The sequence below is a fragment of the Rhodococcus sp. UFZ-B548 genome, assembly GCF_903819475.1.
Taxonomy (GTDB): Bacteria; Actinomycetota; Actinomycetes; order Mycobacteriales; family Mycobacteriaceae; genus Rhodococcus_F; species Rhodococcus_F erythropolis.
On sequence record NZ_CAIJDS010000071.1, the window covers coordinates 12,174 to 28,900 of the forward strand.

Annotated in this window: 16 protein-coding genes; 5 read left to right on the top strand and 11 right to left on the bottom strand. The window is 63.4% G+C overall.

What is annotated here, in order from left to right:
• Positions 1–63: 63 nt before the first annotated feature.
• Complete coding sequence (locus H7C86_RS33865; protein ID WP_019744497.1) at positions 64–1,431, top strand: phosphatase PAP2 family protein; 1,368 nt, start codon at positions 64–66, stop codon at positions 1,429–1,431.
• Here H7C86_RS33865 and mnhG read toward each other — a convergent pair.
• The 6 genes from mnhG to H7C86_RS33895 are packed head-to-tail and all read right to left on the bottom strand — an operon-like array spanning position 1,397 to position 7,721.
• Positions 1,397–1,741, bottom strand: a complete 345-nt coding sequence (gene mnhG, locus H7C86_RS33870; protein ID WP_003945045.1) for a monovalent cation/H(+) antiporter subunit G — start codon at positions 1,739–1,741, stop codon at positions 1,397–1,399. The genes H7C86_RS33865 and mnhG overlap by 35 nt on opposite strands.
• A complete protein-coding gene (locus H7C86_RS33875; protein ID WP_003945061.1) occupies positions 1,738–2,007 on the bottom strand; it encodes a monovalent cation/H+ antiporter complex subunit F in 270 nt (89 codons plus the stop codon). Before H7C86_RS33875 ends, mnhG begins: the two co-directional genes overlap by 4 nt.
• Entirely contained in the window at positions 2,004–2,576 is a 573-nt protein-coding gene (locus tag H7C86_RS33880) for a Na+/H+ antiporter subunit E (protein WP_182263202.1), read from the bottom strand. Before H7C86_RS33880 ends, H7C86_RS33875 begins: the two co-directional genes overlap by 4 nt.
• Positions 2,573–4,258, bottom strand: coding sequence for a Na+/H+ antiporter subunit D (locus H7C86_RS33885; RefSeq protein ID WP_021343340.1), 1,686 nt, complete (start codon positions 4,256–4,258; stop codon positions 2,573–2,575). The genes H7C86_RS33880 and H7C86_RS33885 overlap by 4 nt, the downstream gene beginning before the upstream one ends.
• Positions 4,255–4,887, bottom strand: coding sequence for a Na(+)/H(+) antiporter subunit C (locus tag H7C86_RS33890; RefSeq protein ID WP_019744495.1), 633 nt, complete (start codon positions 4,885–4,887; stop codon positions 4,255–4,257). Before H7C86_RS33890 ends, H7C86_RS33885 begins: the two co-directional genes overlap by 4 nt.
• Positions 4,884–7,721: a Na+/H+ antiporter subunit A gene (locus tag H7C86_RS33895; protein ID WP_141487602.1), complete on the bottom strand. Its 2,838-nt coding sequence runs from the start codon at positions 7,719–7,721 to the stop codon at positions 4,884–4,886. Before H7C86_RS33895 ends, H7C86_RS33890 begins: the two co-directional genes overlap by 4 nt.
• A 190-nt stretch (positions 7,722–7,911) precedes the next feature.
• Here H7C86_RS33895 and H7C86_RS33900 point away from each other — a divergent pair, with 190 nt between their 5' ends.
• Positions 7,912–8,337 carry an NUDIX domain-containing protein gene (locus tag H7C86_RS33900; protein ID WP_007730102.1) on the top strand — a complete coding sequence of 142 codons (426 nt, stop codon included), beginning with the start codon at positions 7,912–7,914 and terminating at the stop codon, positions 8,335–8,337.
• On the opposite strand, the gene H7C86_RS33905 is transcribed toward H7C86_RS33900, so the two are convergent.
• From H7C86_RS33905 to H7C86_RS33920, 4 genes are read right to left on the bottom strand one after another with little or no spacing between them, the layout of a single operon-like run.
• Positions 8,294–9,673, bottom strand: a complete 1,380-nt coding sequence (locus tag H7C86_RS33905; protein ID WP_259349393.1) for a hypothetical protein — start codon at positions 9,671–9,673, stop codon at positions 8,294–8,296. The genes H7C86_RS33900 and H7C86_RS33905 overlap by 44 nt on opposite strands.
• A 48-nt stretch (positions 9,674–9,721) precedes the next feature.
• Complete coding sequence (locus H7C86_RS33910) at positions 9,722–11,134, bottom strand: hypothetical protein (protein WP_182263203.1); 1,413 nt, start codon at positions 11,132–11,134, stop codon at positions 9,722–9,724.
• 13 nt (positions 11,135–11,147) lie between these two features.
• On the bottom strand, positions 11,148–12,563 hold the full coding sequence (locus H7C86_RS33915) for a hypothetical protein (RefSeq protein ID WP_182263204.1): 1,416 nt from the start codon (positions 12,561–12,563) through the stop codon (positions 11,148–11,150).
• A gap of 9 nt (positions 12,564–12,572) precedes the next feature.
• Positions 12,573–13,208 (bottom strand): TetR/AcrR family transcriptional regulator, encoded by a 636-nt coding sequence (locus H7C86_RS33920; protein ID WP_020968862.1) that lies wholly within the window; start codon positions 13,206–13,208, stop codon positions 12,573–12,575.
• A 128-nt stretch (positions 13,209–13,336) separates the two neighbouring features.
• On the opposite strand from H7C86_RS33920, the gene H7C86_RS33925 reads away from it, so the two are divergent.
• Genes H7C86_RS33925 through H7C86_RS33935 form a run of 3 tightly spaced genes read left to right on the top strand, consistent with a single transcriptional unit; the run spans position 13,337 to position 16,426 of the window.
• A complete protein-coding gene (locus H7C86_RS33925; protein WP_182263205.1) occupies positions 13,337–14,605 on the top strand; it encodes a cytochrome P450 in 1,269 nt (422 codons plus the stop codon).
• A gap of 46 nt (positions 14,606–14,651) precedes the next feature.
• Positions 14,652–15,404: an isocitrate lyase/phosphoenolpyruvate mutase family protein gene (locus H7C86_RS33930; RefSeq protein WP_007730096.1), complete on the top strand. Its 753-nt coding sequence runs from the start codon at positions 14,652–14,654 to the stop codon at positions 15,402–15,404.
• Between the two features lie 2 nt (positions 15,405–15,406).
• Positions 15,407–16,426, top strand: coding sequence for a DUF2804 domain-containing protein (locus H7C86_RS33935; protein WP_182263206.1), 1,020 nt, complete (start codon positions 15,407–15,409; stop codon positions 16,424–16,426).
• A gap of 89 nt (positions 16,427–16,515) precedes the next feature.
• Here the strand turns inward: H7C86_RS33935 and H7C86_RS33940 are convergent.
• A partial coding sequence (locus tag H7C86_RS33940) for an HNH endonuclease signature motif containing protein (RefSeq protein ID WP_182263207.1) occupies positions 16,516–16,727 on the bottom strand: 212 nt, incomplete at its 5' end.

Sequence of the window (16,727 nt, forward strand, 5' to 3'; positions counted from 1 at the left end):
GCATACAGACCGATTGTCCAGTCTGCGTCCATATTCGGTTCACACGGCGTTTACTATTGTCCGGTGTTGATAGACAGTTGGTCCCAACGAGGGGGCGTACCCGGACAGTCGGATCGTTCGTGGTCGAGTTCTCATCGACTCCTTCTGATCGGCACAGCAGCATTGACCGTGCTGGTCCTGGGTGTGCAGGCGTTCGCGTCGTACAAGGGCTATCTCGGTCCGGTGGAAAGCCTGTTCGGCGACTACTTCCTCGTTCCTCGCTCGGCGACCATGCCCTGGGTGGGTCTCGCTCTCGCGCTGGTTGGACTGAACAACAAAGAACGCATCTACGCGGTATCCGCGGCCGTTGTCATCGACGTGGTCGTCGGCGCGATCCGTTGGTTCTCGGGTGGACCGCTGACTATGGGCACCGGCGGCACCTGGGTGCTGACGGCCATCGCGGTGTACGCGGTGTGGAAGTTGTCCGGCGAGCGTCGACTCAGCGTTCTGCACGGCGTCGCTCTCGGCGCGTTGCTCATCATCGCCGCCAAGGTTGCCGAGACGTGGCTGGAGATCACCATTCTCGTCGGCACCGACGTGTGGGACGAGTACGTGTTCCTCGCCGACCAGGCTCTCGGGAATCCGTCGTGGGTGATGGGCCAGATCGTCGACGCCATGGGCCCCGTCGGTGCAGCAGCCCTCGACTGGATCTACGTCGAACTGCCCGTCGCAGTGATCGTGGTTGCCCTCTACCAAGCACGTAAGGGATGGCCGTCGCATCACCTGCTGCGAACATTCCTGCTCATCGGGCTGATCGGCCCGATCTTCTACGTCCTGTTCCCGGTGGTCGGTCCGGTGTTCGCCTTCGGTCCGCGTGGGTTCGGATTCCAGATCGGTGACTACTGGCCGAACATCGTGCCCAACTTCGACTTCGCATCACCGTCGTCGCTGCCGTTCGACGACGCCGCACCGCGAAACTGCATGCCGAGCCTGCATACCGCGTGGGCGGTCGCATTGTTCATCCACTCGCGCAGCGGACCGTGGTGGATTCGCAGCCTGGGATCGTTCTGGCTCGTTGCGACCCTGACCGCGACGCTCGGCTTCGGATTCCACTACGGCGTCGACCTCATTGCCGGTGCCGTCCTGTGCTTGACCCTCGATGCGGCGCTACGGGATCCGGAGCGAGGCTGGGGGTGGTTCCGAGTGCGTCTGTTGATCGGTGGCTCGGCACTACTCGCGGGGTTGTTGCTCTCGTACCGGTTCGCTGCGGTGCAGATGGCCGAGTACCCGGCGATCTTCGGGCCGCTGCTGATGGCTGTCCTGGTTCTCATGTCGGTCGCGTACTTCGCCACCTTCTTCGCCCGCCCCGGCACTGCACTTGCGGTGTGGGGCGAGCGCGACGGCGAGTGGGATGCCGCTACAGGAGAGAGTCCGGGTCTTCCAGCTCGTTGATCTTCATGAGGTCGTCCTCTTCGCGCTGTTCGCGGTAGGCGACTCGGCCGACGCTGTGCGCGATCACGGGCGCGGTCAGCAGCGTGAAGATGCCCACCAGGACCAACATCCAGATGTCGACGCTCCCACGAAGCAGGAACACGGCGCCCATAAGCACCAGGATCAGTCCGACCACCTGAGGTTTCGTGGCCGCGTGCATACGACGCAGGGTGTCGGGGAAGCGAACGATTCCCACCGCGGCGGTCAGCGCGAGCAGCGCGCCGAGGAAGATGGAGATGGCCCCGATCGTGTCGAGGATGTTGCCGATCACTGGTCACTCACCCGGAAGCGCGCGACGGACACGGAACCGATGAAGCCGACCAGTGCCAGCGCCACGATCGCGGGAACGATCGTGGTGTCTTTGCTGTACGCGGCCCAGACGGCGAGTCCACACATCGAGACCGCGATGATCGTGTCCAGAGCGACGAGGCGGTCGAGTGAGCTCGGACCGTCGAGCAATCGGAACGTGGTCAGTACGGCGGCGATCAGCAGAATCACTCCGGAAATGATCAAGATCGTGGTGATGAACCCGTTCATGGTTGGTCCTCCTGCCGGGGTGCATCGAATTCGTAGTCGCGCTGGTGCCATGGGCTGGGTTGCCAGTCCGAATCACGTTCGAACGACGCGATGAACAACCGCTCGAGATCCTCCACCGAGCAGTAGAACGCGCTGACGGCTTTCTGCGATCCGACGTCGAGCACGTGGACGTAGACGATGCGCCGGTTCTGGTCGATCTCGAGAACCATGGTGCCCGGGATCAGGTTCAGTACGTCGATGCACAGCGTGAGAACCAGGTCGGACTTGATCCCGAGTTGGTACCGCAGAACTCCGGTGACCGGCGGCGGCGACGGACGGATCGCCAGCCACGCGACCTGGATACTCGACTGGATCGCGTAGTACACGATCATCCACAGCAGACGCAGAATCGACAGCAGATGTACCCGACCCTCGACCGGTACGCGGGGGAGGGGAAGCAGGACCATGATGATCAGGCCGACGGCGAGTCCCCCGAAGATGTTGCCGAAACTGATGTTGCCCCACAACAGGATCCATACGACCATCAGCCACAGCAGGATCCCGACGCGGAGTACCTGTTCGCGTTTCATCGCGGAGCCTCCTCGGTGTTCGGGGCGTCGGTACTGGGAGCTACAGCAGGGTCGTCTGCAGCGACGGGAGCTTCGTCGACCGGCACGGGTCGGTGGTTGCCGAGAACCGCGTCGATGTAGATGGACCGGTCTTGCAGATCCTTCGCCGCTCTGTCGCTGATGTCGATGATCCGGCCTGCGAACACCGTCAGTGCCAGGCCGACGATGACGAGTCCGACCGTCGGAATCAGCATGAAGACCGGAATCTTGCCGACGTCCTCGCGGTCGACGAACGCGATGTCCTCTTCGGACTCGTCGATCAGTGCTGACGGGCTGACGTCGGCGAGGTCACCTTCGGGCGCGTCGGCGCGGGCTCGCCAGAAGGCCTTGGTCCACACGCGGGCGACGGCGTAGAGCGTCAGCAAGCTGGTGATCGTGCCGCCGGCGACGAGGATCCAGGCCAGCGCGCTGGCGTCGGCCGCACCGGCCTGCAGGAGCGCGACCTTGCCGATGAAGCCCGAGAACGGCGGGATACCACCGAGATTCAGTGCCGGGATCAGGAAGACGATCGCGAGGATCGGGCTGGCCGCCGCCAGACCGCCGAGTCGGCGCAGCGACGACGACCCGGCTTGTCGTTCGATCAGACCCACGACGAGGAAGAGCGTCGTCTGCACGATGATGTGGTGGGCGACGTAGTAGATCGCGCCGGACAGCCCGGACGTCGTGGACAGTGCGATACCGAAGATCATGTAACCGATATGGCTGACCAGTGTGAACGAGAGCAGACGTTTGATGTCGCTCTGCGCGATGGCACCCATGATGCCGACCACCATCGTGAGCAGACCGCACACCATCAGTACGTTGTCGAGTTCTCCTTGCGGGAATAACAGTGAGTGCGCGCGGATGATCGCGTACACACCGACCTTGGTGAGCAACCCGGCGAAGACGGCGGTGATCGGTGCGGGCGCGGTCGGATACGAGTCCGGTAGCCACGCCGACAGCGGGAAGACCGCAGCCTTGATGCCGAACGCCACGAGCAGGACAGCGAAGATGGCGGTTCGTGTGCCCGGCGGAATGTTGTCGAAGCGCAGGGCCATGTCGGCCATGTTGAGGGTGCCGGTCGCCGCGTAGGCGAAGGCGATGCCCGCCAGGAAGATCAGCGAGGACACCATCGAGACCATCACGTACGAGACACCGGCCCGAACGCGGTCGGCGCTGGCACCGAGCGTCAGGAGCACGAAACTCGCGGCGAGCAGGACCTCGAATCCGACGTACAGGTTGAAGAGGTCACCGGCGAGGAACGCGTTGGAGATACCGGCGGTCAATGCGAGATAGGTCGGCAGGAAGATCGAGACCGGCTGGGCCTCGCTGCCGTCGCGAATACCCTGACCGATCGCGTAGATCATGACGGCGAGCAACACCACCGACGAGACCACGAGCATCATCGCCGAGAGACGGTCGACGACGAGTGTGATGCCGATGGGGGAGTCCCAGCCGCCGACCTGAACGGCCGTCGTACCGTCGCGGTCGGCGAGGTAGAGCAGCAATCCAGACACCGCGACGACGCCGATGAGCGCGATCAGTGTGATGACACGCTGGAAACGCGGACGTCGGCCGACAACCAGCGTCGCAGCTGCGGCCAGCATCGGGATCAGGACGGGCAGGGGCGCAAGGGCTCCCATCAGGTTGTCCGAGATGGTCATGCGCCGCCACCTCCCTCGATCTTGGTCTGGCGAGCGTCTTTGCGCCGCTTCTCGGATTCCTTCTTACGAGCAAGGTCGGTGGCCCAGTCGGGTACCGGTTCGTCCTCGAAGTCGCCGTCGTGGAGGTCGTCGTAGCATTCGATGTCCTCGAGGTTGACCAGTTGTTCGAGGGGAATAGGGTTGCCGTCCTTGTCGAATGCGTCGCCGCCGATGCTCGGGGCACCGGTGACCGGGTCGTCGGAGCGGTCGTGGTCGGGAGCGTCGGCAGGCAGGCGACGCTTGAGGATCTTGGTGTCCTCGGGATCGTCCTCGACGGCGTCGGCGGTGTTGATCTTGTAAGACCGGTACGCCAGTGCCAGAACGAAGCCGGCGATACCCATCGTGATCACGATGGCCGTCAGGATCATGCCCTGGGCGAGCGGATCCGCTATCTCCTCGTGGACCGAATCTCGGCCGACGATGGGCGGATTCCCGTCCGATCCACCTACGGTCAGGATCAAGAGGTTGATGGCGTTACCGAATAGAAGTAGACCGAGGAGCATCCGGGTGATGCTTCGTTCGATCAGCAGGTAGACACCGGCCGACGTGAGGACGCCGATCAGGATCAGCATTCCGATATTTGCGCTCATGGTGCTTTCACCTCGATTTCTGCGTCGAGGCGGGCGCCGAGACTTCGGAGTACGTCCAGGACCAGGCCGACCACGATGAGGTAGACGCCCAGGTCGAAGAACAGTGCGGTGACCAGTTTGACGTGGCCGATGAGCGGGAGCGTGAACTCGAAGACAGCCGACGAGAGTGCCGGAGCGCCGAGGAACAGCGACACCAGGGCGGTGCCCGCGGCTAGCGCCAAACCGAGGCCGAGAATCTTGCCCGCGTCGATGGGTACGGCTTCACCGAGTTCGTAGCGGCCACCGGCGAGGTAACGCAGCACGAGGGCGAGGCCCGCCGTCAGGCCTCCGGCGAAACCGCCGCCGGGGGCATTGTGACCGGAGAAGAAGAAGTAGATCGACAACACCATGATGGTCGGGAAGATTAATCTCGTGGTGACCTCGAGAACCAGCGAACGGTGTCGAGGATCGATGAGGTCTCCGCCGCGCAACCACGTCGTGTCCGAGTTGGCCGCTGCCTTGTCGACGATGACGGAGGGGGCGTCCGCGACTCGCGGCGCGATACCGAAGCGGCGGTTGCGGAACACGAGGCTGGCGACGCCGGTTGCCGCGACCAGCAGGACCGAGATCTCACCGAGCGTGTCCCATGCGCGGATGTCGACGAGTAGGACGTTGACGACGTTCTTGCCGTTGCCCAGGTCGTAGGCCGCGTCGGGAAGCAGTTCGTAGATCGGACGAGTGTTTCTCGCATTGGTCGCGTAGGCCGCGATGGTGGTGACGGTGATACCGACCGCGACGGCGAGTGCGGCACGCGGCCACTTGAAGCCGATTGCCTTGCTCTCGTCGACCTCTGCGGGGAACTTCCGGAGTACCAGCACGAAGATCACGAGGGTCAAGGTTTCGACGAGGAACTGGGTCAGCGCGAGGTCGGGTGCGCCGTGCAGCGCGAACAACACGCCACAGCCGTAGCCGGTGAGTCCGACGAGGATGACGCTGGCGAGTCGGTTGCGCATCAGCGTCGCGGCGATGGCGGCCGAAATCATCATCAGCGCGATAGTGAACTGGATGGGTGAATCCCACATCCGAAGGTCGACTCCGCCGCCATCGGTGTCGATGATCAGCAGGAACAGTGGCACCACGACCAGCGTCGCAAGAATCGTCGACTGCGTGCGGGGGAGCGAACCACGCTGAGTGGCACCGGTCAGGCGCATCGAGATGGTGTCCATGCCGCGCAGGGTCGCGTCGTAGATGCGGTCGGCGTTGCCGAGCGGCGGGTGCTCGAAGTGCAGGCGGCTGATCTGACGCTGCGCGATGTAGAGCGCGATGCCGCCGGCGATGACGATGCAGGTGAGCAGCAGCGGAGTGTTGAATCCGTGCCACAGTGCGAGGTGGTAGTCGGCGTGCGGTCCGGGGGCCAGCGTGGTGGAGTACGGCGTCAGCAGCTTCTCGAGTTGGGGCGAGAGAATGCCGGCGGCCAGACCGAGAACCGCGAGTAGGCCGGGCGCGAACAGGAACAGCCAACCCGGCTTGTGCATCTTGCTCACGGCCGGACTCGGCTTGCTCAAGGTCTTGCGTCCGAAGGCTCCCCAGATGAACCGGACGCTGTAGCCGACGGTCAGGATCGAGCCCAACACGATCACCGTGACGACGGCGATCGACGACCAGTGGCCGAGCGCGTTCGTTTCGAGAACTGATTCGAGTGCGGCTTCCTTGCCGACGAATCCGAGTAGCGGTGGTAGACCGGCCATGCTGGCGGCAGCGAGGCTCGCGATGATCGCGAGAGCGGGTGCCGCTTTACCCAGGTGAGCAAGTTTGCGCAGGTCACGGGTGCCGGTGGTGTGATCGATGATGCCAACGACCATGAAGAGTGCGGCCTTGAACATCGCGTGCGCCACGACCATCGTCATGCCGGCCAGGGCGGCGTCACGCGTGCCGATGCCGACCAGGACCATCATGAAGCCGAGTTGGCTGACGGTTCCGAAGGCGAGGACGAGTTTGAGGTCGTAAGCGCGCATGGCTCGCCAACCGGCGAGGATCATCGACAGCAGACCCAAACTGATGATGGTGATGCGCCACGGCGGCGAATCGGCATACCCGGGAGCCAGGCGCGCGACGAGGTAGATACCGGCCTTGACCATTGCTGCCGCGTGAAGATAACCGCTGACAGGGGTGGGCGCGGCCATCGCACCTGGCAGCCAGAAGTGCAGGGGCACGATTGCCGATTTGGAGAGCGCACCGATCAGGATCAAGACGATCGCGACGGACGGGAGCCACCCCGTCGGCGGGTTCGCGACCAGTTCGGACAGGTTGTAGCTGCCGCCGACCTGGCCGAGGATGATCATGCCGACCAACATCGCCAGACCACCGGCGGTGGTGACCAGCAGTGCCTGGGTCGCGGCGCGGCGGCTGGTGGCGCGTTCGGCGTAGTGACCCACGAGCAGGAACGACAAGACCGTCGTCAGTTCCCAGAAAACGTAGAGAAGCAGCATGTTGTCGCTGGTCACGAGTCCGAACATGGCACCCGCGAAGGCGACCATCTCGGCGGCGAAGATGCCGAGTCGAGGTTCGTCGTCGTTGAAGTAGCGGGCGCAGTAGATCAGAATCAGCGTGCCGACGCCCAGGACGAGCACGGCCATGATGGCCGAAAGCGCGTCGAACCTGAAGTCGATGTCCATCGACAGGCCGGGAACCCAGGTGATGTGCAGCGTCTCGACGGTGCCCCATTTGTCGATGACCCAGCCGAGGCTGGCGAGGGGGACTATCGCGAGGGGGAAGAAGCCGTTTCGCCCTAACCTGCGCACCACAAGCGGAGCCAAGAGGGCGGCAACGGCATGGGCAAGCAAGATAGCGAGCAAAAGGCACTCCGTCGTGTTGTCAGCGGGCGGCGGGGTGTCCGAACAAAATCGAACCTATCGGATTAACGAGACAATTCACCTAGTCGGAGAGGTTGTCTTTGCGTACATATTACCGGGCGTGGCAGTTTCGATGTGCAGCGAGTCGATTCGGACATCATCGGCACTCGCTGATACACGTAGGTTGGACGACGTGAATTCGTCGACTCCCACCACGATCATCCGTACCGCCGCCCTTGCGCACATTCGTGACCGCAAGCTGATCCAGACCCGCTCCGTGGGCAAGACCGCGTTCTACATGGCCGGCGGAAAGATCGACCCGGGTGAGACGCCCGAGCAGGCACTGCACCGCGAAATTCGGGAGGAACTCGACGTCGATCTGGTCGACGGGACGGTCACGTTCCTCGACGTCTTCGAGGCTCACGCTTTCGGACATTCCGCGGACACGGGCCTGCACATGAGTTGTTATCTGGCGGAGATGGCCGGAGACCCGCACCCGACCAGCGAGATCGCCGAGTTCCGCTATTTCACGCTCGCCGAGTACGCAGCGATGGACGAGGTGGCGCCGGGATCGCTCAAAGTGTTCCATCGCCTGGCGTCGATGGATCTGATCGACTGATCTGCGGAGGTCCGGATCGATTGACTCGCCCCAAGCGCAGACTTGCATAGGCGCAGACGGCCACGATGATCAGTGCCACGGCGTCGAGTATCAGGATGTCGGTCGAGATTTCGAACGGGCCGACCGTCGTGATGCCGTTGAACGGCTTGTTCTCGTCGAGCGGCGTGTACGCCGTCCATCCGTAGTCGAACTGCGGATAGACGAGCAGGGCCAGCGCCGTCGGGCCGAAGATGACACCGAGTCCGACGAGGGCTCGTGACGCTCCGGTCCGCGGCGGCTCTCGGTACATCGCGCTGGCGATCGCGTAGGTGACGACCGCAGAGGTGAAGGCGACAAGAAGATCGCTGATCGTGAGAACGTCACCGATCTTCGGCGACGGCGACGTGGCGTAGCTGACGATCCCGGCGACCGTCACCGTCAGGAGCAATCCGTAGCCGACGACCCGCGAGGGAGCGATCGCGCCGATTGCTGCCGCGGCGACGATGACGACGCCGATCAACACGGCGGTCGAGGCGGGGGTTTTCGACCATTCCATGGCTTCGGTTGCGGGACGGTTCGCCGAAACCGCCGCCAGAGTTGCGACGGCGGCGGTACACATCAGCAGGATTCGACCGCCGTCGCCCAGCACCCGCGCGCAGATCACCGTGATTACGAGCGCGACGAGTAGAAGGGGTACGGCCGCCGTGACGGTGGTGATCTCGAACCACCAATTTGCCGCGACCCCGAAGAGAGTGAGCACCGCCGCGATAGTCACCGGCCGAACGGCCATCCGTTCCTTGGGGTGGTCCTTGTCGAAATCGTGGAACCAGAACGCGGCGACGCAGGCGGCGGCCAAAGCGAGCGCGAGCAGTGTTGCCCCCAACACCGGTGGTTGAAACTGGTTGGTGTTGTCGGCGATGTAGTCCGCGTACCGCCGAGGAATTGCGTCTTCGTCCAGGAGTGAATCCGAGACATGCACGGCCACAATCGTTCCCGCGACCGAGGCAGCTCGAACCCGGGGAGCGGCAGCAACCGTCACCGCGCCGACAGCGACTCCCGCACCGACGGGCGAGAGTGCCTCGAAGTTGTGATCGTAGAGCCCGGGCAGTTCGAGGAGGAGCCCACCGACGACCGTCATGGCCGCGGTCCGCAATCGGCAACGGGCCATCATCGCGGCTGTCCCGACCGCGACGACAGCCAAGACGCCGGCGCCGATGGTCGAGATGGACCAGAATCGGTCGCCCGTCGAAATCGACGTCGACTGGCTGTTCACGAACGGTGCCAAAGCGACGACGGTGACGACGAATGCAGTCACACCACTCAGTGCGACGAGCAGCGTCCTGCGGGCGATGGGCACTGCTCCAAAATAGTCAATCCGGTACCAGTTGCACCGCAATAGGAGGTCTCAGTCCGGTGACGGTGTGTCAACGGGGCTGCGGCGGCGGAGCGCGATCCCGGTGGCGACGACGACTACACACATCAGGAGTGCCGCGCCGTCGGAGCGTGGCGGCGCCTCGTACGCGTAGGCAATGGTCGCGGCCTCGGCCCGGAAGGCTGCGTCGGGCTCGCTCGCGTCGACGTAGGCTCGCAATTCAGAGTTGTACTCGACGTACGTCGAGGGCGGATCGTGCCGGACGTACGTTGACGACACTGTCTCGATCTCGTGCTGCCCGATCGACATGAAGACCAGGGCAGTGAAAGGAATCGTCAACCCCAGCGTCGCTGCGACGGGATTCGACGGCAGAACGGATCCGAGCAGCAATCCCGACCCGACGCCCAGCGCGACAATGCGGAGCAGTAGAGCAAGTTCGTGTTCGCCGTCGAAGATCCACTCCGACAACGGGATCGCAGCCAGCAGAGTCAGACCTGCGATCGTGCGATCCCGGTGTCGGGAACGCGACAAGCCGAAGACGACCGCGATGATCGCGAGGGCAGCGATCACCAACGGCGAGGTTCGGTCACCGTCGAGAAAGAAGCGGTCGGTCAGATCCGCGAACACCGTCGTGGCGGCGGCTCCAACAGCGGTTGCAGCCCAAAGGAATCCGCCACTGCCTGAAGTTGTGTCCAGTCTCCTCACACAGAACCAGGTCAGGGTGAGGACGGCGACGGTCGACGCGACCATGACCAGCCAACCCGAAAACGTCGGTGGGTTCTCTTGCCGGTCGACGACCGAACTCAGAATCCGTTGGGTGACGGCGAGGCCGGTGACAACTGCGAGAGCGGCTGCGGCGACGCCCGGTTGGGTTTCACTTATCCGCGATTCGGAGTCGTCTGTCACTGCGCTCGCCACTGCGCAGATCAGGGTCAGCAACAGAAGTGCCCAGGCAGGTTCGCCGATGGACGACGTGCTGACGGGTATCAAATCGCCGGTGGACGATTGCGCGGCCAACCACGTCGACACCGCGCCAATGATCAGCAGGTTGCGTCCGAGGCGGCTGTCCCACGCTGCGGCGACAGCGCCGCCCAGGATGAGTCCGGCTGCAATGGTTTTGGCGAAACCCAGAACGCTCAGCAGATCAAGACCGACTTCTTCGGCGACGAGGAATCTGATCAGAATCAGCACGACGACGCCCGTGTACACAAACGCCCACGCACGCCTGCGAGAACGGCGGTGCTGGAGATACGCGCAGGCCCCTACGGCGACGATGGCACCCACCACGACGCTGGTGGATTGGCTGCTGATCCATTGGTCGATCTTCGACTGCGGTTCGGTAACAGGCCATCTCATTCGCGCTGGGTTCGTCAGCGCCAGGGCGGCAAGGATTCCCGAGAGAAAGGCCGCGAGGGCGCCGGTGCATGACCGGAGGTCGATGGTCATCGGTCTGTCCCGATCAGGCGGTCTCGGTGGGTTCCGATACCTCGACGGGTGGGTGGGATCGTCGAAGGATCGCCGCACCACAGAAGCCGATGATCAGGGCGAAGAGGATTGCAGCGCCGACGGTCTGAGGGGTGACGTAGTCGATGGTGATGCCTATTCCGCGTCCGAATAGTCCTCCGTTGGCGCTGACGTGCGCCGGGATGGGAAGTTCCATCAATCGCTGAATGTCTGCCGCTGTCAACTCTGGCGGCGCGGTGAGCTGATCGGTGAGAATGGCGATCGACGAGAAGGTCATCGCGGCAAAGGGAATGGCGAGTCCGAGTGTGGCGTCGACCAGGCTGCCGGGAGCAAGGGAACCGAACAGTAAACCGGCGGCGAGGCCCAGCGCGGCGATCTTCAGCGCGATTGACCAGACGCCGTGCGCGGAGTCGAAGGGCAGTAGTTCTGACAGTGAAACCGCAACGAGAACGGCGATGGGCACGAAGTTTGGCACCTGCTTGTGCAGCCTCAATCCGACGGCGACCGGCAGGGCCGCGAAAAGCACCAGTACCCAAGGGGACTTCAGGTCTCCCCAGTGGCCGGAACCCTTCGCGATGTCGACGAAGAGCGGGGCCGACGCAGCGGCCAGTGCGGTTGCCGCCCAGAGGAACTTGCCACCAGCACCGGAGGCGTCGCCGAGGCGGTAAGCGGCGATCCACGTCAAGGCGAGCGCAGCGCCTGCCGCCAAAACCATGACGATCCAGGCGGTCGCCGCGGACGCGTATTGCTGGCGGTCGATCACGGCGCCGAGCACTCGATGCCCGATCGCCAGCGCGGTGATCACCACGAGAGCGATGCGGATTTCACCCGAGTCCGGCTTGCGAATCCGGAAGCCGGCTTGCGCGGTCACTGCACAGGCGATTGCTGCTGCGGCCGTGGCGCCGATCAGCCACCACGACGGCTCACCCACCGAAGAAGTCGTCATCCTGGCTGTCCCACCGGCGAACGTGCGGATCGCGAGGAAGGTGGCGAGCACGCCGAGGAGTGTCGCGTTCTTCGTGGCAGTGCGGTCCCAACTGACGGCAACCACGCAGCCCAGAATGGTGCCGGCTGCAACACTTTTGACGATGATCAATGCGATCAGCAGGTCCAGTGACGCAACTTCGGGTACGACTGCCCGAACGATCGCGATGACGGCGACGCCGACTGCGATCGCGATCCACGCCGCCCGACGGGACCCGCGACGCTGTGAGATGGCGCAGGCAAGCACGGCGATCACGGCGCCGAGGCCGACAGCAGTCGGTCCGCTGCTGATCCAGCGATCTACTTCTGACGGGGAGGCCACGATGGCCCAGTCGCGAAGAACGGGATTGGTCAGGGCCAGCGCCGCGAGTATCCCGGACAGGAGTGCAGCGACGGTGGTGAGGATCGCTCGAAGGTCGAGTGGCATCGGGCCAACCTATCGCGGCGCCGCAACATCGGTCGTGGGCGGCGTGAGTGCCGGAAACCAGATGTCGGTGAGAACGTCTGCTGCGACGTCCGCACCCGCGGTGATCGCGCCCTGTTCCGCCCACCGAATGAAGAAGCGCTCGATCTGTGTCAGCAGGAGCTCGACCCGGAGTTTCGCCTCGTCGTGTCGGCTCTGCGGCCAGCGTGCCAGGTACGACGGCATCGCGTTGGGCAGTGCGGAGATGCCTTCACGTGCCAGTGTTCGGAATTCGGGTTCGAGGACCATGGCCTCGTCCCACGCCCGCATCATGTGGTGGTGATCGCGGCACCAGTCGAGAGCGCGGTTGATCCAGCCGGCGAATTCTTCGCGCGAACCGGAATCGAGTACGTGGTCGAGATCCTGGAATATCGCGAGCGTGCTGGATACGACCGTGTTCGAGCCGAGGGCCTTGAGTATGTCGATCTTGCCGGGGAAGTGCAGGTAGAAGGTGGCGCGGCTGCAACCGACCCGGCCGGCGATGTCCTCGACGGTGACAGCCGCGTATCCGCGTTCGGTGAAGAGCGCGCCGGCGGCATCCACGAGGTCTGCGCGGGTTCGCTGCTTCTGCTTCTCTCGCAGCGTCAGTCTGCCGGAGGTATCTGTCATTACCGGGATCCTAGTGCCGCGGGGGCTCTCACGGGTCAGTTGCACGAGACTCTCCGTCTTTCACTTGACAGTCTGTTAGTGAAAGCTACTCTGTGGTGTAGCGCACAATCGACCGATCAGAGGACGCCATGACCATCTCGGACACAACTCGCACGCCTGACCTACCGGCCGGACTCGACGTCACCGATCCTGCTGTCCTCGGGGAGCGGATCCCTTTCGAGGAATTCGCCGAACTGCGTCGAAGCGCGCCCGTGTGGTGGTGTGAGCAGCCGCCGACCGTTGGTGGATTCCAGGACGAGGGCTACTGGGTGGTCTCGCGTCACGCTGACGTCAAAGAGGTCAGCCAGCGCAGCGATGTGTTCTCGAGCTGGGAGAACACCGCGATCGCGCGTTTCGCCGACGACATGCCACGTGAGGCCGTCGAGATGCTCCGGCATCTTCTGCTCAACAAGGATGCGCCGGAGCACACCAAGCTCCGCAAGCTGATTTCGAAGCTGTTCACGCCGCGCGCGATCAACGGCATGCGCGACGAATTGGATCGTCGTGCGCGCAGCATCGTCGACACCGCTGTGAGCGAAGGCCCGGGCGACTTCGTGAAGCAGGTTGCCAGCGAGCTGCCGCTCCAGGCGATCGCGGATCTGATCGGTGTACCGCAGGACGATCGGGACAAGCTGTTCAAGTGGTCCAACGAGATGATGGGCTACGACGACCCGGAATACCAGGGTGATCCGGCAGTCGCGTCCACCGAGGTCCTCGGATACGCGTACCAAATGGCAGACGCGCGTCGTACCTGTCCGGCAGATGACATCGTCACGACTCTGGTCCAGGCCGACATCGACGGCGACGCTTTGAGCCCGGAGGAGTTCGGGTTCTTCGTGCTCATCCTGGCGGTCGCAGGGAACGAGACCACCCGCAACGCCATCACGCACGGAATGATCGCGTTCCTGGACAACCCCGAGCAGTGGGAGCTGTACAAGAAGGAACGTCCCAAGACGACGGCCGACGAGATCGTCCGTTGGGCGACACCGGTCACCGCGTTCCAGCGCACCGCGCTCGAGGACACCGAGCTGGCAGGAGTGTCGATCAAGAAGGGGCAGCGCGTGGTGATGCTGTACAGCTCCGCGAACTTCGACGAGGACGTGTTCGATAACCCGATGACGTTCGACATCACTCGTAACCCCAATCCGCACTTGGGCTTCGGCGGAACGGGCGCGCACTTCTGCATCGGTGCAAACCTCGCTCGCATGGAGATCGACTTGATGTTCAACGCGATTGCCGACAACGTCCCGGACATCACCAAGATCGGTGATCCGCGCCGTCTGCGCTCGGGTTGGATCAACGGCATCAAGGAGTTCCAGGTCGATTACAAGAGCACAGGCTGCCCGGTCGCTCACTAGAGTCGGTAGGTGAGAGGTACACCCCACGATCTCGAGGAGCCACCGCATGACTTCGATCAACGACAAGGCAACTGCTCTATTGGCGTTGCACCAGCCAGGTAACCCGGTCATTCTCCCGACGGTCTGGGACGCGTGGTCGGCGAATCTTGCGGTGGCTGCCGGTTTTGCAGCCCTGACGGTGGGCAGCCACCCGGTTTCCGATTCCATCGGCAAGCCGGACAACGAGGGCATCACCTTCGACGAACTTCTGCACCGGATCAAGCAGATCACCGGTGCGGTCGACGCCCCGATCTCGGTGGACATCGAGGGTGGTTATGGGCTCGAGCCGGCAGTTCTCATCGACGGGTTGATCGATGCCGGCGCTGTCGGACTCAACATCGAGGACACCGTCCACAGTGAAGGCGGACGCTTGCGTGAGGCGCAGGAGCACGCCGACTTCGTGGGTGGGCTTCGTCAGGCCGCCGACGCAGCCGGAGTTCACGTTGTCGTCAACGCGCGCACCGACCTGTTCGTGAAGCAGGTCGGTGACGAGTCCGATCGTGTCGATCGCGCCATCGCACGCCTCAAGCTGGCGGCCGACGCCGGCGCCGACGTTCTTTACCCCGTCGGGCGGCATGACGACGCGACCCAGCGCCGCCTGACGTCCGAACTTCCACTTCCGATCAATGCGATCGGAATCCCGGACCAGGACGATCCGGCAAGTTTCGGTCCGCTCGGAGTGGCACGTGTGAGCTTCGGTCCGTTCTTCCAGATGGCATTGGCCAACCGTGCGAACGAGATCTTGGGACGCTGGAAGTAAGAATGCAGACACTGATGTCGCCCGGCCCGCTTCTCGACGATCGCGGACATTTGGTCGAGACGGGTTGGGCCCCATCGGAGATTCGCAAGTATCGACGCTCTGCGATCACCGCTCCCAAGTTCCGGATCAAGGAGTGGGACTACTACTGCGTTCTCACTGCGGATTACGGCATCGCGTTGACCGTCGCCGACAACGGGTACATGGGCTTGCTCGGAGTCTCCTGGCTCGATTTCCGAACACCACACGAGATCACCGAAAACGTGATGCTGCCGTTCCCGATGGGAAGGCTCGGTCTGCCCGAAAGCGCGGACGACGGTGATGTGGTGGTGTCGAAAGGTAAAGCTCGCTTCGAGTTTCGCCATGTGGACGGTGGGCGCCACCTGATTGTCGACTACCCGGCTTTCGACGGTGGGCGAGGCCTTCATGCCGATTTGTTCCTGGCGGGTCCTGTCGATGACCGGATGGTGATCGCCACACCGTTTCCGAAGGCGTCCCGATCGTTTTACTACAACCAGAAGATCAACTGCCTGCCCGCTGCCGGGACCGTGCGAATCGGGAGCGACGACTTCACATTTCGCTCGGAAGACTCGTTCGGCGTTCTCGATTGGGGCAGGGGAGTCTGGGCTTACGACAACACCTGGTACTGGGGTTCTGCATCCGGACTGGTGAACGGCGAGCGGTTCGGATTCAACATCGGTTACGGCTTCGGCGACACGACGGCGGCCAGCGAGAACATCGTGTTTGTCGGCGGTCGGGCACACAAACTGGACAGGATCGACTTCGGCATCCCGCAGGGAACGTACGACGGCGCTCCGTGGAACTTCTCGAGCAACGATGGTCGCTTCGAGATGACTTTCGAGCCGATCATCGACCGTGCCGCGACTTTCGATGTCGGGGTGCTGCGTTCGATTCAGCATCAGGTGTTCGGAAAGTTCTCCGGCACAGTAATCCTCGACGACGGTACCTCCGTGGTGGTTCGAGATCTCCTCGGATTTGCCGAGGAGGTTCGGAACCGCTGGTAGGCCGTACGTCTCCGCGAAGATGACGGAACGCAGCATGAGCACCGGGGCACGATCATGCCCCGGTGCTCGCGTTTTCAATTTGTGCCCGTTCAGGCTGCTGTCGGTGGGCTGTTCCCGCCGATCGGCTGTTGATATGGATCGATCGACATCGGTGGATAGAACACTGTTTTTCGGTCGGGGCCGATCTCGACCCGCCATTCGGTGTGGTGCAGTGTCCGATGGTGGTGACCGCACAACAAGATCAGGTTGTCGAGATCTGTTGGGCCACCATCATTCCAGTGAACAATATGATGAGCATCGC